Origin of the sequence: Pseudomonas sp. FP215 (genome assembly GCF_030687795.1) — a bacterium.
Taxonomy (GTDB): Bacteria; Pseudomonadota; Gammaproteobacteria; order Pseudomonadales; family Pseudomonadaceae; genus Aquipseudomonas; species Aquipseudomonas salmasensis.
Genome location: NZ_CP117447.1, coordinates 1488772 through 1505936, shown reverse-complemented (window position 1 = coordinate 1505936; position 17165 = coordinate 1488772). Strand labels below are relative to the sequence as shown.

17 protein-coding genes and 1 riboswitch are annotated in these 17165 nt (G+C 62.5%); of the genes, 3 read left to right on the top strand and 14 right to left on the bottom strand.

Features of this window, described 5'->3' with window-relative positions; genetic code table 11:
- The 9 genes from cobC to cobO form a co-directional block, all read right to left on the bottom strand.
- Positions 1–576 (bottom strand): alpha-ribazole phosphatase family protein, encoded by a 576-nt coding sequence (gene cobC / locus PSH76_RS06815; protein ID WP_305493788.1) that lies wholly within the window; start codon positions 574–576, stop codon positions 1–3.
- Entirely contained in the window at positions 573–1628 is a 1056-nt protein-coding gene (gene cobT, locus PSH76_RS06810; protein ID WP_305493787.1) for a nicotinate-nucleotide--dimethylbenzimidazole phosphoribosyltransferase, read from the bottom strand. The genes cobC and cobT overlap by 4 nt, the downstream gene beginning before the upstream one ends.
- On the bottom strand, positions 1625–2146 hold the full coding sequence (cobU, locus tag PSH76_RS06805; RefSeq protein ID WP_044268425.1) for a bifunctional adenosylcobinamide kinase/adenosylcobinamide-phosphate guanylyltransferase: 522 nt from the start codon (positions 2144–2146) through the stop codon (positions 1625–1627). Before cobU ends, cobT begins: the two co-directional genes overlap by 4 nt.
- 544 nt (positions 2147–2690) lie before the next feature.
- On the bottom strand, positions 2691–4142 hold the full coding sequence (locus PSH76_RS06800; protein ID WP_138762487.1) for a cobyric acid synthase: 1452 nt from the start codon (positions 4140–4142) through the stop codon (positions 2691–2693).
- Positions 4139–5128 carry a threonine-phosphate decarboxylase CobD gene (cobD, locus tag PSH76_RS06795; protein WP_032895906.1) on the bottom strand — a complete coding sequence of 330 codons (990 nt, stop codon included), beginning with the start codon at positions 5126–5128 and terminating at the stop codon, positions 4139–4141. Before cobD ends, PSH76_RS06800 begins: the two co-directional genes overlap by 4 nt.
- Positions 5121–6029 carry an adenosylcobinamide-phosphate synthase CbiB gene (gene cbiB / locus PSH76_RS06790; protein ID WP_003193041.1) on the bottom strand — a complete coding sequence of 303 codons (909 nt, stop codon included), beginning with the start codon at positions 6027–6029 and terminating at the stop codon, positions 5121–5123. The genes cobD and cbiB overlap by 8 nt, the downstream gene beginning before the upstream one ends.
- Positions 6026–6676, bottom strand: coding sequence for a 5,6-dimethylbenzimidazole synthase (bluB, locus tag PSH76_RS06785; protein WP_032895904.1), 651 nt, complete (start codon positions 6674–6676; stop codon positions 6026–6028). Before bluB ends, cbiB begins: the two co-directional genes overlap by 4 nt.
- Positions 6673–8025, bottom strand: a complete 1353-nt coding sequence (locus tag PSH76_RS06780; RefSeq protein ID WP_278916372.1) for a cobyrinate a,c-diamide synthase — start codon at positions 8023–8025, stop codon at positions 6673–6675. Before PSH76_RS06780 ends, bluB begins: the two co-directional genes overlap by 4 nt.
- A complete protein-coding gene (gene cobO / locus PSH76_RS06775) occupies positions 8022–8633 on the bottom strand; it encodes a cob(I)yrinic acid a,c-diamide adenosyltransferase (protein ID WP_137205163.1) in 612 nt (203 codons plus the stop codon). Before cobO ends, PSH76_RS06780 begins: the two co-directional genes overlap by 4 nt.
- A 79-nt stretch (positions 8634–8712) precedes the next feature.
- Positions 8713–8960, bottom strand: a riboswitch (cobalamin riboswitch).
- A 99-nt stretch (positions 8961–9059) separates the two neighbouring features.
- Between cobO and PSH76_RS06770 the strand changes: the two genes are divergently transcribed.
- Positions 9060–10373, top strand: a complete 1314-nt coding sequence (locus PSH76_RS06770; protein WP_305493786.1) for a sorbosone dehydrogenase family protein — start codon at positions 9060–9062, stop codon at positions 10371–10373.
- Between the two features lie 135 nt (positions 10374–10508).
- Here the strand turns inward: PSH76_RS06770 and PSH76_RS06765 are convergent, their stop codons facing one another.
- The 5 genes from PSH76_RS06765 to PSH76_RS06745 form a co-directional block, all read right to left on the bottom strand.
- Entirely contained in the window at positions 10509–11048 is a 540-nt protein-coding gene (locus PSH76_RS06765; RefSeq protein WP_032895899.1) for a C40 family peptidase, read from the bottom strand.
- 144 nt (positions 11049–11192) lie between these two features.
- Entirely contained in the window at positions 11193–11822 is a 630-nt protein-coding gene (locus PSH76_RS06760) for a C40 family peptidase (protein WP_003193051.1), read from the bottom strand.
- Positions 11823–12031: 209 nt separating this feature from the next.
- Positions 12032–12736, bottom strand: a complete 705-nt coding sequence (gene hda, locus PSH76_RS06755; protein WP_003193052.1) for a DnaA regulatory inactivator Hda — start codon at positions 12734–12736, stop codon at positions 12032–12034.
- A 203-nt stretch (positions 12737–12939) separates the two neighbouring features.
- A complete protein-coding gene (locus PSH76_RS06750; RefSeq protein WP_003193054.1) occupies positions 12940–14013 on the bottom strand; it encodes an AI-2E family transporter in 1074 nt (357 codons plus the stop codon).
- Positions 14014–14068: 55 nt separating this feature from the next.
- Positions 14069–15109 carry a DUF2066 domain-containing protein gene (locus PSH76_RS06745; RefSeq protein WP_305493785.1) on the bottom strand — a complete coding sequence of 347 codons (1041 nt, stop codon included), beginning with the start codon at positions 15107–15109 and terminating at the stop codon, positions 14069–14071.
- 341 nt (positions 15110–15450) lie between these two features.
- Between PSH76_RS06745 and purM the strand changes: the two genes are divergently transcribed.
- A complete protein-coding gene (purM, locus tag PSH76_RS06740; RefSeq protein ID WP_014719398.1) occupies positions 15451–16509 on the top strand; it encodes a phosphoribosylformylglycinamidine cyclo-ligase in 1059 nt (352 codons plus the stop codon).
- Positions 16509–17159 (top strand): phosphoribosylglycinamide formyltransferase, encoded by a 651-nt coding sequence (purN, locus tag PSH76_RS06735; RefSeq protein WP_305493784.1) that lies wholly within the window; start codon positions 16509–16511, stop codon positions 17157–17159. Before purM ends, purN begins: the two co-directional genes overlap by 1 nt.
- Positions 17160–17165: the final 6 nt, after the last annotated feature.

The following is a 17165-nucleotide window of genomic DNA, read 5'->3' as shown; positions in this document are numbered from 1 at the left end:
TCAGCGTCCTTCCTTCAACACGCCATCGGCCTCAACCTGCAGGCCGAACAGGGCACCGTGACCCACTTCGACATTCAGCAGTTGCTCACGGGGCAACCCTCGCGCCTGGGCCAGCAGCAGGCGCATTACACCGCCATGGCTGATCAACAGCACGCGCTGGCCAGCATAGGCCTGATGCAGCCGCGTGACAGCGCCAAGCACGCGCGCGGAAAACTGGATGACCGGCTCGCCTTGCGGCGGCGTGAAGGCATAGGGGTTGGCCCAGAACAAGCCCAGCCCTTGGGCATCGGTGTCCATCAACGCGGCCGCACTCTGCCCTTCCCAGGCGCCGAAGTGAAGCTCCTGCAAGTCAGGCTCCAGACTCACCGGCACATCGAGCTGCGCCCCCAACTCCTGGGCAAACAGAGCGCAGCGTTGCAGTGGTGAGCTGATCAGCCGATCCCATGGCCCCTGCCCCACCACTGCGTCGCGCATCTGCTGCCAGCCGTTGGCGGTCAGCGCATCGTCCAGGCTGCCACGCAGGCCACCGCCCAGTTCGGTTTCGCCGTGGCGCAGCAGGTCCAGGCGCAAGGTCATGCGGGGCGGTCCGCCACGGCGGCTTCGGCGAAGGTTGCCATCTGCCCGTGCAGCGCACACGCCAGGCGCAACAAGGGCACCGCCAACGCCGCACCGCTGCCCTCGCCCAGGCGCAGGCCCAGTTCCAGCAACGGCTGAGCATCGAGGCTGTGCAGCACATGGCGATGGCCTGGCTCTGCGCCCCGATGGCCGAACACCAGCCATTCGCGGCACGCCGGGTTCAAGCGCACCGCCACCAGCGCGGCCACGCTGCAGATGAACCCATCCACCAGCACCACCATGCCTTCCTGGGCGCAGGCCAGGTAGGCGCCGACCAGCGCGGCTATTTCAAAACCGCCGAGATTGAACAGGGTTTGCAGCGCATCGCTGCGCTGGCCGGCGTGCAACGCCAAGGCGCGTTCAATGACCGCGACCTTGTGGCTGACCCCTGCGGCATTCAAACCGGTGCCTGGGCCTGTGAGGTCAGTGACCTGGCAATCCAGCAATGCGCAGGCCAGGGCGCTGGCGGCAGTGGTGTTGCCGATGCCCATCTCGCCGCCGATAAACAGCTGCGCGCCGCCTTCCAGGGCGCGGCGTGCGCTGTCTCGTCCAGCTTGCAAGGCCAACTGCCCTTGGGCCTGGGTCATCGCCGGGCCATGGACAAAGTTGGCCGTGCCCGCGCCGATATTCAGATGACGAACGCCGGGCAGATCCAGGGACGGCGTGACGGTGCCGAGGTCGACCACTTCCAATTGCGCTCGCAGTTGCCGCGCCAACACGCTGATCGCCGCACCACCGGTGACGAAGTTTTGCAGCATCTGGCCAGTGACCGCTTGGGGAAACGCCGACACACCTTCAGCGACCACACCGTGATCGCCGGCAAAAATCGCGATCCACAGGTGATCTACCGAGGGTTTGACCTGGCCCTGCAAACCCGCCAACTGCACCGCCAGCGCTTCCAACTGGCCGAGGGAGCCGGCGGGTTTGGTCAACTGCTGCTGGCGTGCCAGCGCCTGCTCGTGGGCCGTGGCATCAATGGTCCTGCAGGGGTTGAGCCACCAGGAATCGGTCATAACGCAGTACCTTTCAAAGTCAGGGGCAGGCCGGCAACTGTCAGCACAACGCGCTGACAGTGCTCGGCCAAGGCTTGATGCAGCCAACCGGCTTCATCCACATAACGGCGAGTCAATTCGCCCAGCGGCACGACACCCAGGCCGGTTTCGTTGCTGACAAAAATGATTTCCCCCGGCAGCGAGGCCAGGGTTTGCAGCAGGTGATCACGCTCGGATGCAAGGCGCGCCGGGTCTTCGAGCATCAGAAGATTGGTGAGCCATAAGGTCAGGCAATCCACCAGCAGGCAGCGATCAGTGGCGGCGTTTTCGCGCAGCACGCGCGCAAGGTCGATGGGTTCTTCAACCAGGCCCCAATGGTCGGGGCGGCGCTGGCGGTGCAGCGCGACGCGCTCGTTCATCTCACCGTCGAGGGGTTGGCTGGTGGCGATGTAAATGACGGCAAGCCCGCTCTGTGCGGCAAGCTTTTCGGCCAGGCGGCTCTTGCCCGAACGGGCGCCGCCGAGGATCAATTGATACATGCAAAGGTCTCTGGCGAACAGTGTGGGAGTGGGTTTGCTCGCCAATAGGGTGTGTCAGTGAATGCATCTATGGCTGGCCCACCGCATTCGCGAGCCAGCGTGCTCCCGCGCCGGCCTGACAGCCGACCGGGATGTTGGATTAGACCGCGTACATATCCGTTATGTAGGTAACGGCTACTTAGGGTTCCGCCCTGACGGCGGCTCACTTTTGAACAGCGCAAAAGTAAGCAAAACGCTCTTGCCCCACCACTCGGCACCTCGCTTAGGCTCGGTGTGCCCGTAATCCGCCAGTGATTTGGGGGGCCGCCGCCACGCGCCATCCATGGCGCGGGGCGGCTAAACCGGCATCCCTGCCGGTTTACCCCCCAAATCACTGGCGAATTCCGGCCAGCGTGGTTTAACGGGGCGCCTGAGATCAAAAGCAGATCAAGATCAAGAGCGGCTCGCTTCGCATCGTGGTTACCGTTGAGCGCTGCAGAGGTGTGTAGATAGCTATGGCTATCGTAGGCGTGCCAGCTGCCACAATTGGGTCGTGTGAACACCTTCAGATTCCACATAGCTTGCGCAACAACTCGGTGTCCAGGTGGTGCTCCACCAAGTCCGCCAAGCGCTCGATATCGCGCTCGCGCAGGCCGTGATAATCCACCTCTTGCACGTCCTGCAACCCGGCCCAACGCAGCAACGCGCTGCACGCTGCCGGGGTTTCGAATAAGCCGTGCAGGTAGGTGCCTAGAATTTGCCCATCGGGGCTCTGCGCGCCATCGCTGCGGCCATCGTCCAGCAGCACGGCAGCGCTTGCCAAGGCAGCGCCGCAGGTTACCCCCGCATGGATCTCGTAACCGCTGACGTCGGCATCTTCCAACACAAGGCGCCCACGCACGTTGCGCAACTGCTTCTCTTGTTCCAGGGTGGTGCTGAACGCCAGTAACCCGAGGCCGTCGCTGGAGCCCGCAAGCCCTTCCAGGCCCAGCGGGTCATGGACTTGCTCGCCGAGCATCTGCAAGCCGCCGCAGATCCCCAGTACCTTGCCGCCATAACGCAGGTGCCGCGCCACGGCGGTGTCCCAGCCATTGGCACGCAGGTAGGCCAGGTCACTGCGCACGCTTTTCGAGCCCGGCAGGATGATCAGGTCAGCAGCCGGTATCGACTGGCCTGGCCCGACGAACTGCAAATCCACCTGGGGATGCAAGCGCAGCGGGTCGAAGTCGGTATGGTTGCTGATGCGCGGCAGCACCGGCACCACCACCTTGAGCACTTGGGCGGCCTTGTCGATCTGGCGCTGGTCGATGCCGTCTTCCGCCTCCAGGTGCAGGTCCATCACGTAGGGCAGCACGCCGATCACCGGTTTGCCGGTGCGCGCTTCGAGCCAATCCAGCCCGGGTTGCAGCAACGCGATATCACCGCGAAAACGGTTGATGATGAAGCCCTTGACCCGCGCCTGCTCACTGGGTGACAGCAGTTCCAGGGTGCCGACCAGATGGGCGAACACGCCGCCGCGATTGATGTCTGCGATCAACAGCACCGGGCAGTCCACCGCTTCGGCGAAGCCCATGTTGGCGATGTCATTGGCGCGCAGGTTGATCTCGGCCGGGGAGCCCGCGCCTTCGACCATTACCACCGGGTAGGCCTGGCTCAAGCGCGTGTGGGAGGCCAGCACAGCTTGCATCGCAATGGCTTTGTAGTCGTGGTACGCCACGGCATTCATGCTGGTAACGGCACGGCCATGGATGATCACCTGGGAACCGGTGTCGCTGTTGGGTTTGAGCAACACCGGGTTCATGTCGGTGTGGGGCGCCAGGTTGGCAGCCTGGGCCTGCACCGCCTGGGCGCGGCCGATCTCGCCGCCTTCGGCGGTCACTGCGCTGTTGAGCGCCATGTTCTGCGGTTTGAACGGTGCCACTGCGATGCCCTGGCGTACCAGCCAGCGACACAGCGCGGTCACCAAGGTGCTTTTGCCGGCGTCAGAGGTGGTGCCCTGCACCATCAACGTGCTCATGTGGCGTCCTTGTAGGCGGCCAGGGCTTCGTCAAGGCGCAGCCAGTCGGCGTCGGTGTCGGGCAGGCCGAAGCGCACGCTGCTGTTGTGCACAAACAGGCGCAGCAGGATGCCGCGCTGGGCCATGAATTCGTACAGCCGTTCAGCGTGGGGGGTAATCAACCACTGGAACAATGCGCAGCCGCCGTGGGGTTGAAGGCCGCGGCGCTCAAGCAACTCGAACAGACGCTGGCCGGCTTCGATGCAACGACTGCGCTGGCGCGCATGCCCGGCGGTATCGCGCAGGCACACTTGGCCCAGCACCCGCGTCGGCCCGCTGACGGCCCAGGGCCCGACTTGTTCGGCCAACAGCTTGAGCAACTTGCGCTCGGCCAGCACGAAGCCCAGGCGCACACCGGCCAGGCCGAAGAACTTGCCGAATGAGCGCAGCACGATCAAGCCGACTTGATCGGCATGCCTGGCCAGGCTCAAGTCCGGGGTTACGTCAATGAACGCCTCGTCCACCACCAGCCAGCCACCGCGTTGGGCCAGGCGTGCATGCCAGTCCAGCAGGCGCTGCGGGCTCAAGCTCAAGCCCGTGGGGTTGTTGGGGTTGACCACCACCAGCACGTCGAGGCTGTCGAGAAAGAAGTCGACTTCCTGCTCCTGCACTTCGCGCACCACATAACCGGCGCGGCGCCAGGCTTCGGCGTGCTCGGCATAACAGGGCGACAGCACGCCGACCTTGCCGGAACGACGCAGGCGCGGTAGCAGTTGGATCGCCGCCTGGGAGCCCGGCACTGGCAGCAATGGGCCGGCGCCGTAATACTCGCTGGCAGCCTTTTCCAAACCGTCATCGGTTTCCGGCAAACGCGCCCAGGCACGCAAGGGAATCTCGGGAATCGGCCACGGCCAGGGCGCCAGGCCGCTGGACAGGTCGAGCCAATCCGCTTCGGCAATGCCGTACTCAATCGCGGCCTTACGCAGCCGACCACCATGTTCAAGCATAGATTTGCGCCCCCACGCACAGGACCAGCAGCCACAACCATACGCCGCGCTGCACCAGTTGCCAGCCGCGATCAATGGAATCGGCGTCGGCCGGCGGGCCTTCGCCCAATGGCGGGCGCTGATGCACCTCGCCGTGATAAATCGCCGCGCCGCCGAGTTCCACACCCAAGGCTCCGGCCCCTGCCGCCATCACCGGGCCGGCGTTGGGGCTGTCCCAGGTCGGGCCCTGGGTGCGCCAGCATTTGAGCGCCAGGCGGGTTTTACCCAGTAGCGCGTAGGTTAAGGCCACCAAACGCGCAGGAATATAGTTGAGCACATCATCGATCCTGGCGGCTGCCCAGCCGAAACGCTCAAAGCGCTCATTGCGATAGCCCCACATGGCGTCCAGGGTGTTGCTGAGGCGATAGAGGACCACGCCTGGCACACCGGCCACCACGAACCAGAACAACGCAGCGAATACCGCATCGCTGCCGTTCTCCAGCACCGATTCGGTGGCCGCGCGGGCGACTTCAGTGCGGTCCAGTTCGCTGGTCTGGCGGCTGACCAGGTAACTCACACGCGTGCGCGCTTCGTCCAGGTCATCACGGCGCAGGGCCTGTGCCACTGGGGTGACGTGCTCACCCAGGCTGCGCATGCCCAGAGCGCAGTACAACGCCATAATCTCCAGCAGCCAGCCGATATAGGGCGCCCACGACAACGCGGTGGCCAGCAGGGTCAGCGGCACCACCGCGATAAACCACGCGGTCACGCCATGGCTGCGCCAGCCACGCCCACCGCTATTGAAACGTTGCTCGATGCGCCCGGCGAAATTGCCGAACGCCACCAGCGGATGCCAGCGCCTGGGCTCACCCAGCAGCGCATCCAGCGCCACCGCAGCCACACACAGCAAGGCCACACTCATTGACTCACTCCCCACGTGTTTTCATACAGCATGTCACTTAGCGGTCGCGGCTCGGCCCAGCCTTCTAGCTGCAACATCGGTGCCGGGTAAAACTCGGCCACTGGCCCCAGGCACAACACTGCCAGCGGTTTTGCGCCGGGCGGCAAGCCCAGCAGCTCGGCCAGGGCCTGGGGGTCGAACAGCGAAACCCAGCCCATGCCCAACCCTTCCACGCGCGCCGCCAGCCACAGGTTCTGGATCGCGCAAGAGAGCGAGGCCATGTCCATTTCCGGCAAGGTGCGGCGCCCGAAGATGTGGCGCTCGCGGTCGTCCATCAAAGCGGCGACCAATACCTCGGCGCAGTCGTTGATGCCTTCGACCTTGAGCTTCATGAACGCATCGGAGCGCTCGCCCAACGCTTCGGCAGTGCGCACGCGCTCTTCTTCCACCAACTGTTGAATCTGGCTGCGCAACGGGCGGTCGCTGATGCGGATAAAACGCCACGGCTGCATCAGGCCGACGCTGGGCGCCTGGTGCGCGGCGTGGAGCAGGCGTTGCAGCAGTTCAGGCGCGACACTGCCGCCGCTGAAGTGGCGCATGTCGCGGCGTTCGGCGATGGCGCGGTAGACGGCTTCGCGGTCGGCTTGGGGGAATGCGTTGTCAGTCATGGCCTCTTCGCGAGCAAGCCCGCTCCCACATTTGAAATGCATTCCCCTGTGGGAGCGGGCGCAAACAACGCGGCCACCGCGCCAGGATTCGACGGAAAATAAAAGTGTACGTAGGACGCGGTCAATCGACCTTGGCGATAGACCGCTTCGGCCCCGCGCCCGCCGTTAGGGCTCAGGCCACGGGCAATCGGCGCCCATTCGGTGCTGGTCAGGGAATGATGATAGGTATGCCCACGCAAGGTCCCCTCCGGCAGCTCAACGCTTTGCAGCGCCAGGGCCGCGAGTTTCTTCTGCATCACTGCATCGCCTTGCAACAAGCCAACCAGTTCGGCGCGTGTACCCTCCACATCGGTCAAGGAGTCGAGCAGATAGAGCATGCCACCGCATTCGGCGAGCAGCGGTTTGCCAGCGCTGTGATGAGCACGAATGGCGCCTAGCATCGCGGTATTGGCCGACAATGCCTGGTGGTGCAATTCTGGATACCCACCGGGCAGATAGAGGCTGTCAGCTTCAGGCAGTTGGCGATCATGGATCGGTGAGAAGAACTTCAGCTCGGCGCCCATTGCCCGCAACAGATCCAGGCTGGCGCCGTAGGTAAAGGCAAAGGCTTCGTCACGGGCCACGGCAATACGCACACCGGCCAGCAAAGGTTCGGCTTCGATCACCTCGGGCGCGGCAAAGGTCACCGGCGGCGGCAGGGCCACTTCGCAACTGCTGCCCAACGCCTGGGCGGCGGCGTCCAGGCGCACGTCTAGGTCGTTCAATTCGCTGGCTTGCACCAGGCCCAGATGACGGCTGGGCAGTTCGATGCCGGTCTCGCGGGACAATGCACCGTACCAACGCAAGCCCTCGGTGAGGCTGCCTTCGAGCAATTGCGCATGGCGCAACGTGCCGACGCGGTTGGCCAGCACGCCGGCGAACGGCAGGTCGGGTTGATAGCGCGCCAGCCCCAGGGCCAAAGCGCCGAACGTCTGGGCCATGGCGGTGCCATCGATCACGCCCAGCACCGGTACACCGAAGTGCCGCGCCAGGTCAGCGCTGGAAGGCGTGCCGTCGAACAGGCCCATCACGCCTTCGATGAGAATCAGGTCGGCCTCCCCCGCCGCCTCCCAGAGCAGACGGCGACTTTCCTGCTCGCCCACCATCCACATGTCCAACTGGTACACCGGCGCTCCACTGGCACGCTCGTGGATCATCGGGTCGAGAAAGTCCGGCCCGCATTTGAACACGCGCACCTTGCGCCCCAGGTTGCGGTGCAAACGGGCGAGCGCGGCGGTGACCGTGGTTTTGCCCTGGCCGGACGCCGGAGCGGCGATCAATACGGCCGGGCAATGACGGGGCTGATTCAAAGTTCGACGCCTTTTTGTGCCTTGATACCGGCCTGGAACGCGTGCTTGAGCATGCCCATTTCGGTGACGGTGTCGCCCATTTCGATCAGTTCAGGCTTGGCGCCACGGCCAGTGACCACCACATGCTGCATGGGCGGGCGGGCTTGCAGGTCGCTGAGTACCTGGTCCAGGTCGAGGTAACCGTGCTTGAGGGCGATGTTCAGTTCGTCCAGCACCACCAAGCCGATGGAGGGGTCATTCAACATGGCCCGAGATACCGCCCAAGCCGCTTCGGCGGCGGCGATATCGCGCTGGCGGTCCTGGGTTTCCCAGGTGAAGCCTTCGCCCATCACATGAAAGCGCACCTGCTCGGGGAAGCGGCGGAAGAACAATTCTTCGCCGGTGCTGTTACGCCCCTTGATGAACTGCACCACACCGCATTGCATGCCATGGCCCATGGCTCGGGCCAGCATGCCGAACGCCGAACTGCTCTTGCCTTTGCCATTGCCGGTCAACACCAGCAGCAGGCCACATTCGTTGGGGGAATTGGCGATGCGCTCGTCAATCACGGCTTTTTTGCGCAGCATGCGCGCCAGGTGGCGTTCGTCGCGTTCGGGGGAATCAGTCATGGCAGCTCTCCGTTGGGGCTGGACAAAAACGGCGGGCAGGAAAAAGAAAAAAACAGACAGCCAAGCATCGCCCACCGTGATGCTGTTGGATGATCCAGGCCGGTCTCCGGGCTCATGAGTGGCGCTTTTGATAGCAAGCAGCCGAGGGTGCGCCTTCCCATATCGCACGCGATACAGTGGCAAACAGCACCGTCTTGACTCATTTACCGTTGCGGGGGCAGCGCCGGAATCGCGGCAGCACTGTGTACAAGTGCGCTCACTCACCGGCTTCCCTGTTTCACTCCGTCGACGCGTACGCCACAGAGCACCTGGAACAAGCCGCGAAGGTTAGTGGGTTGGGGGTGGAGCGTCAATTAAAGCTGGCCTTGTACTTGAACCATCCGCCGTTCGTGCTTCTCTACCCCTACAGGTATCAAGGAGAAAACCATGCCTAAAACCCGACTCGCCCTAATGATCATGTTCGCCGGCAGCCTCGCTGCGTGCGGCGAAAGCTCGACCCTGCAGGTCGCCGACGGCACCGGGCCCTCGCCCCGGCTGCCGGAGCCGAACAAGACGCTGATCCCCACTGTCAATATCGCCCCGGCCATCAGCTGGCCCGAAGGCGCCAAGCCCGTCGCCGCCGCCGGCACCCAGGTGGCCGCGTTTGCCGAAGGCCTGGATCACCCGCGCTGGCTCTACGTATTGCCCAACGGCGATGTACTGGTGGCCGAGACCAATGCACCGCCCAAGCCGGACGATACCAAAGGCCTACGCGGCTGGGTGATGGAAAAAGTCATGGACCGCGCTGGCGCCGGCGTGCCGAGCCCGAACCGCATTACCTTGCTGCGCGATGCCGACCATGATGGCGTGGCAGAAACTCGCACGGTGTTCCTGGAAAACCTCAATTCGCCGTTTGGCATGACCCTGGTGGGTAACGACCTCTATGTGGCCGATTCGGATAAGTTGCTGCGCTTCGCCTATCAGCCGGGTGAAACCGCGATCACCTCCCCCGGCACCAAGGTGGTGGATTTACCCGGTGGCCCTTTGAACCACCACTGGACCAAAAACGTAGTGGCCAGCCAGGACGGCAGCAAGCTGTACGTGAGCGTCGGCTCCAACAGCAACGTCGGCGAAAACGGCCTGGAAGCCGAACAGGGTCGCGCCGCCATTTGGGAAGTCGACCGCGCCAGCGGCCAGCACCGCATTTTTGCTTCTGGCCTGCGCAACCCCAACGGCATGGCGTGGGAGCCACAGAGCGGCAAGTTGTGGACGGCGGTCAACGAGCGCGATGAGATTGGCAGTGACCTGGTGCCGGACTACATCACCTCGGTCAAGGATGGCGGCTTCTATGGCTGGCCGTTCAGCTATTACGGCCAGCATGTGGACGTACGTGTCACCCCGCAGAACCTGGACATGGTCGCCAAGGCCATCGCTCCCGACTATGCGGTAGGCCCTCATACTGCGTCGCTGGGGCTGACCTTCGCCGAAGGCAGCAAACTCCCCGCCCCCTTCAGTCATGGCGCATTTATCGGCCAGCATGGTTCCTGGAACCGCAAGCCGCACAGTGGCTACAAGGTGATTTTCGTGCCGTTCGAAGGGGGCCAGCCGAAAGGGCAACCGGTGGATGTGCTGACGGGGTTTCTTGATAGCGATGAGAAAGCCATGGGCCGGCCGGTTGGCGTGGTGATTGATCAGCAGGGGGATTTGCTGGTGGCCGATGATGTGGGCAATAAGGTTTGGCGGGTTACTGCGGCCAAATAATCCATTTGAACAGCGCCACAAAAACAATGTGGGAGCGGGCTTGCTCGCGAAAGCGGTGGTTCAGTCAGAAAGTTTATCGACTGACACTCCGCCTTCGCGAGCAAGCCCGCTCCCACATGGGGTGCTGTGTTCGGCTCAGGGGTTACGCGCAAGATTCGCTGGCAGTACCCGCTTGGCGCTCAGGTAGGCATTCTGCCAATACGCTTTGGATAGCGTATCCAGCTTCACCGTACCGCCAGTTTGCGGCGCGTGTACGAAGCGCCCCTCCCCCACATAAATGCCCGCATGGCTGACCCGCGAACCACCACCGGTGGCGAAGAACAGCAAGTCGCCGGTTTGCAGGTTTTGTTCGCTGACGTCCTGGGCACGCATCACGATCAATTCACGGGTGGTGCGCGGCAATGAGATGCCGGCAGCGTCGCGGAATACAAAGCCGATCAGGCCGCTGCAATCAAAACCCGAGTCCGGTGTGTTGCCGCCCCAGCGATAAGGCGTGCCGACCAGGCCTAGCGCACGAAAGAGCACGTCTTCGGCAGCCGGCGAGAAATTCTGGGTGGCATAGTTGAACACCGGCTTAGGCTTGACCGCGACGGGCGCGGGCGGCGGTGTGCGACTGGCGCAGGCGCTGAGCAGCGCGGCGCAAACAATAAGCATCAGGCGGGCCGAGGTCGACATGTGCAGAACAATCCTGGTCTGGATGCGGCTTTCGCTGCCGAACGTTGAAAACCAGAACGCGCAAGCAAAGCTCGCGCGAACGGATGACAACAATGTCCAGGGATTCTAGCGCTTACACGTCAAACTTCAAGTATCACTTTAACTTTACTTACTAGCGGTAACCGTCGTCGGGGCCATGGCGAGTGCGCGCTTGGCTTCGATGAAGGTTTTGCTCCAGTAACTGTCACCCAGGTTATCGACCCGAACACCACCACTGCGGCGGCTGCTGGAGTGAATAAACTGGTTATCGCCCAGGTAGATACCGGCGTGGCTGACACGACCGCGGCCACTGGTACTAAAGAAAAGCAGATCACCGGGCTTGAGGTTGTTTCGTGCGACCAACGGTGCATTCACGTTGATCATCTCGCGCGTGGAGCGCGGCAGGTTCATACCGGCTTCTTCACGAAACAGGTAGCCAATGAACCCGCTGCAATCAAAACCGGCTTCCGAGGTGCCGCCAAAACGGTAACGGGTACCGATCAAGGACATGCCGCGCTCAAGGATGCTGTCGGCCAGAAGTGGCAGCTGGTAAGGCTTGCTGTCGGAGAACTCGGCGAGTTCTTTTTCGGTTGCCACCTCTTCTTCATAAACAGAAGCAGACTGTGCAGCAACGAACTTTGCCTGATTTTGAACCTGTGGTTTTTGCTGTTCTGCCACCTGCTGAGGGTGGGAGGCGCAACCAAACAACAGGGTAACGAGTGCGAGAGGCACGAGGGGTGCGAAGCGATTTAGCATGGGCACGACCGTGGCTGATGTGTAAAGAAGCCGAGACTATGCCCTCTATCACATCGATTTGCAAATTCAATCGTGATCTATGTGACTTCCCGTTTCGACCATGACATCTAAGCCGTGATTCCATTTTTTGCTTCAGTTGCGTAGCCCTTAAGGCTCAAACGCAGGTTTTCTGACGCCTTGAAAATGCCGACATATGGAAAATCAAGGCCTTACCAACCCAAGGTCTCTTTCAGAAAAGGGATCGTCAATTTTCTTTGCGCCTGCAAAGAAGCCTGGTCGAGCTGTTCAAGCAAATCGAACAGCGCACTCATGCTGCGGGTACCACGGGTAAGAATAAAGTGCCCGACTTCGTCGGTCAGGTGCAGGCCACGGCGGGAAGCACGCAGTTGCAGCGCACGCAGCTTGTCCTCGTCGGACAACGGGCGCATCTGGAAGATCAGCGCCAAGGTCAGCCGCGACTTGAGGTCGGCCAGCTTCACCGGCAGCTCGCGAGGCGAGGTAGACGCCGCAATCAGCAGGCGTCGGCCGCTGTCGCGCAGGCGGTTGAACAAATGAAACAGCGCCTCTTCCCACTCCGCCTTGCCGGCCACTGCCTGCAAGTCGTCGAGACACACCAGCTCGTACTGCTCAAGGTTATCGAAGATGCCGATGCCGCGGTCCATCAACTCTGCCAGGGGCAGGTACACCGCCGGTTCGCCCATCTGTTCGAACCGCAGGCACGCGGCCTGCAGCAGGTGGGTGCGCCCCACGCCATGCTTGCCCCACAGATAGATCAGGCTTTCAGTCCACCCGGCGTCGGCTTCGCAGAGCCGCTCGACATAGCCGAGTGCAGCGGCATTGGCGCCTGGGTAGTAGTTGATAAAGGTAGCGTCATCACGCAGACGCACACCTAGGGGCAGCTGAATCGGTTTCATGCTGACTGAACGGCTCCCATCGAACCGTTAGTGGCCTCTGTGTAAAGTTTGCAAAGTTTATACCCGTGACGCCGGGCGCACAATGCAGCAGACCACAAGCAAAATCAAAGGTTTGCGTTAACTCGCAGGTTTACGCAAATTGTTTGACGCACCCGGCGCCAGAAATAACAAACCCGGCCAAGGCCGGGTTTGTGACATTGCGATTACAACTCGGGCTCATCCACCCCTGTGTAAACGTCCGAATCCTTGTACAGGTCGTGCACATGGCGCACCAGCACCATGATCACCGCCGCCACCGGCAGCGCCAACAGGATGCCGGTAAAGCCGAACAGCTCGCCACCCGCCAGGATCGCAAAGATTACTGCCACCGGGTGCAGGCCGATTCGATCGCCCACCAGCAGTGGCGTCAGCACCATGCCTTCCAAGGCCTGGCCCACCATGAACACTGCGACAATCCCCAGCATCGGGTACAGGTCGCCGCCGAACTGGAACAGCCCGGCCACCAGCGCCGCACCGATGCCGATCACAAAGCCCATGTAGGGCACGATGGCCGCGAGGCCCGCAATCAAGCCGATCAACAGCCCCAGCTCCAGGCCGATCGCCATCAGGCCGGCAGCGTAAATCACGCCCAGGGCGAGCATCACCAGCAACTGCCCGCGCACGAACGCACCCAGCACCTCATGACACTCCGCCGCCAGGGAAACCACGCGCTCTTCACGGTCACGGGGCAGCAGGCTGCGGATCTTGGCCATCATGATGTCCCAGTCTCGCAGCAGGTAGAACGCCACCACCGGGATCAGCACCAGGTTGGTCAACCAGCCGATCAGCGCCAGGCTCGACGCGGTTGCCTGGCTGAGCACCACCGTAACGATGTCGGTGGTCTTGTCCATATGTTCGCTGATGGCCGCCTTGACCTTGTCGAACTTCCAGAAGCCATCTGCCAGCCCGAACTTGGACTGGGCCCACGGCATTGCCGTGTGCTGCAACCAGTCGAGCATCTGCGGCGCCAGTTCATAAAGGCGAAACAGCTGCTTGGCCAACATCGGCACCAATATCAACACCAGCGCCGTGATGATCAACGTGAACAGCGCAAACACCGTGATCACGCCCCAGGTGCGCGACATGCCGACTTTTTCCAGGCGATCCACCACCGGATCGAACAGGTAGGCGAGCAGTAGCGCCACCAGGAACGGCGTCAGGATCGAATGCAGCAAGAACACAAAAACGCACAGCAGGACAATCCCGCCAAGCCACACCCAACGACGCGTATCCGCCATAAACCACTCCATCTGTTATCTACGCCCTTCTTCTATATAGAAGGAGGAACACCGTTTACCAACGAAAACGCAGTTGCGCCTGGGGCTCAGGTGCAGCAGCCGGTTGCGTGCCATCGACCACGACTGGCTGGGCCGGGGCTTCGCCAGCAGGAATTTCCTGCAGCTTGGCCAAGCTCAATTGGGTGCGCAGTTGTTCAGCGCTGCCATTGACGCGATACACGATCCGGTTGCCATCCACTAACTGCGGCTGGCCGCCAAAGGGCTCCAGCAAGCGGCCCAGGGCAGCGTAGCGCTCCAGGTTCATGCCTTGTACTTCAAGCAGTTGCTCAGTGCTCACGCCCGGCTTGACCGCAAAGCGTGGCGCCAGCTTTTGGCTGACCGCCAGCAATACCGCATCGGCGAGCGCGGCAGTGTCAGCGCCTTGGGCGGTGCCCTCCTCAGCCTTGTCGCCCAGCCACAGGCGCCATTTGGCCTGCCATTGACTGCCTTCCTGACGCGCATGCACCGCCAGCAACGCATCGGCACCGTAGCGCTCGGACGCTGCACGCAAAGGCGTGGCGTCTGGGCTTTCAAGATTCGGCGCGGTGGCAACTACCTGTTCATCCAGGTCTCCCAGCGGCAAGCGCAGCGGCAGACCCCGGTGTTGCGCGGCCCGGCGCAGGGCCTGGGCAACGGCCTGGCCATCGCCGACCAGGCTGCTGCCTTCGGTTGAATCGTTGAGCCACCAACCCAGGATCGACGGCCGGTTGCTGCCCCAGATCGACAGGCCCGCATCACGCAAGGCGCGGTCGGTGCTGACCGGGTCGAAGTCCACTTGCAGGCTTTCCGGCGGGCCGGCGTCGTAGCCGTACTGGCTGATGATTTGTTGCGGGTCTTTGCGGATAGCCGCCAGGCCCGGGCCTTCGGCGGCCTTGGCGTCGCCGGTCAGGCGGATCACCAGGGTCTGCACGGCACGCTGGGTGGCTTGGTCACGCTCTTGGGGCGACTGGCTGCTGACCGGTTCAAGTACTTGATAGAGGCCATTGAGGGTTTCGGCATGACTCGCCAGGCTGACCAACGACAAGCAGCCTACAAAAAAGAATTTACACAGACGCATGGAAGATTCCCGAACGACAAATTTAGCGGTTGGAACAGACCGCGTGATCTCGGTTTGGCAAGGCTGTGACACAGCGACCGGTAAAACATTCACAGGGTCCCGGTAAGTTTTCATACTGTCATAACGCTAGCGAGCTCAAGGCTATACCTTAATACGCACGATTACCGGCCCGATTTGCATTTTTTTGAGCTCATATGCCCTGCCCGTCGGCCCGAGGATGGCCGCTGCCCCTCAAGCCTGATAAAATCGCGCGCCTTCGCAGACCGTCAACGGCAGGGCCCTTTCCAAAAGCCCCCGCCCGCCCGGTCGTTACCCAGAAATCCCCCCTAAAGGCCTGGATCATGAGCAAGCAACCCTCCCTGAGCTACAAGGACGCCGGTGTAGACATCGACGCCGGTGAAGCATTGGTCGAACGCATCAAGAGCGTCGCCAAGCGCACTGCGCGCCCTGAAGTCATGGGTGGCCTGGGCGGTTTTGGCGCCCTCTGCGAAATCCCGGCCGGCTACAAGCAGCCTGTACTGGTGTCCGGCACCGACGGCGTGGGCACCAAGCTGCGCCTGGCCCTGAACCTGAACAAGCACGACAGCATCGGCATCGACCTGGTCGCCATGTGCGTCAACGACCTGGTGGTGTGCGGCGCCGAGCCGCTGTTCTTCCTCGACTACTACGCCACCGGCAAGCTCAATGTCGAGACCGCGACCCAGGTCGTGACCGGCATCGGCGCTGGCTGCGAACTGTCGGGTTGCTCCCTGGTGGGCGGTGAAACCGCTGAAATGCCAGGCATGTACGAAGGCGAAGACTACGACCTGGCCGGCTTCTGCGTGGGTGTGGTGGAAAAAGCCGAAATCATCGACGGCTCCAAAGTCGCTGCTGGTGACGCCCTGCTCGCCTTGCCATCGTCCGGCCCGCACTCCAACGGCTACTCGTTGATCCGCAAGATCATCGAAGTGTCCGGCGCCGACATCGAGAACATCCAGCTCGACGGCAAGCCACTGACCGACCTGCTGATGGCGCCGACCCGCATCTACGTCAAGCCACTGCTCAAGCTGATCAAGGACACCGGTGCCGTCAAGGCCATGGCCCACATCACCGGTGGCGGCCTGCTGGACAACATCCCGCGCGTCCTGCCAAAAGGCGCCCAGGCGATTGTCGACGTAGCCAGCTGGCAGCGCCCGGCAGTCTTCGATTGGCTGCAAGAGAAAGGCAACGTCAACGAAACCGAAATGCACCGCGTGCTGAACTGCGGCGTGGGCATGGTGATCTGCGTTGCGCAGGAACACGTTGAAACCGCGCTGAACGTGCTGCGTGAAGCCGGCGAGCAACCTTGGGTCATTGGCCAGATCGCCACTGCCGCCGAAGGCGCAGCCCAGGTTGAACTGAAGAACCTCAAGGCTCACTGATGCCCCAGACCTGTGATGTCGTGGTGCTGCTTTCCGGCACCGGCAGTAACTTGCAGGCCCTGATCGACAGCACGCGCACCGGCGACAGCCCGGTGCGCATCGCTGCGGTGATTTCCAACCGCAGCGACGCCTACGGTCTGCAACGCGCCCGTGACGCGGGTATCGACACCCGCGCCCTGGATCACAAGGCGTTCGACGGTCGCGAGGCCTTCGACAGCGCCTTGATCGAACTGATCGACGCCTTCAAGCCCAAACTCGTGGTCCTTGCCGGCTTCATGCGCATTCTCAGCGCAGATTTCGTCCGGCACTACGAAGGGCGCCTGCTCAATATCCACCCTTCCCTGCTGCCAAAGTACAAAGGCATGCACACCCACCAGCGCGCCCTCGACGCCGGCGACAGTGAGCATGGCTGCAGCGTGCACTTTGTGACCGAGGAACTCGATGGCGGGCCCCTGGTCGTACAGGCAGTGGTTCCGGTAGAGTCAGGCGACTCGGCGCAGACGCTTGCGCAACGGGTTCATACCCAGGAACACAGGATTTACCCGCTGGCTGTTCGCTGGTTTGCCGAAGGACGGTTGATTCTTGGCGACCAGGGTGCATTATTGGACGGCCAGTTACTCGCGGCCAGCGGCCACTTGATTCGAACCTAGGAGATT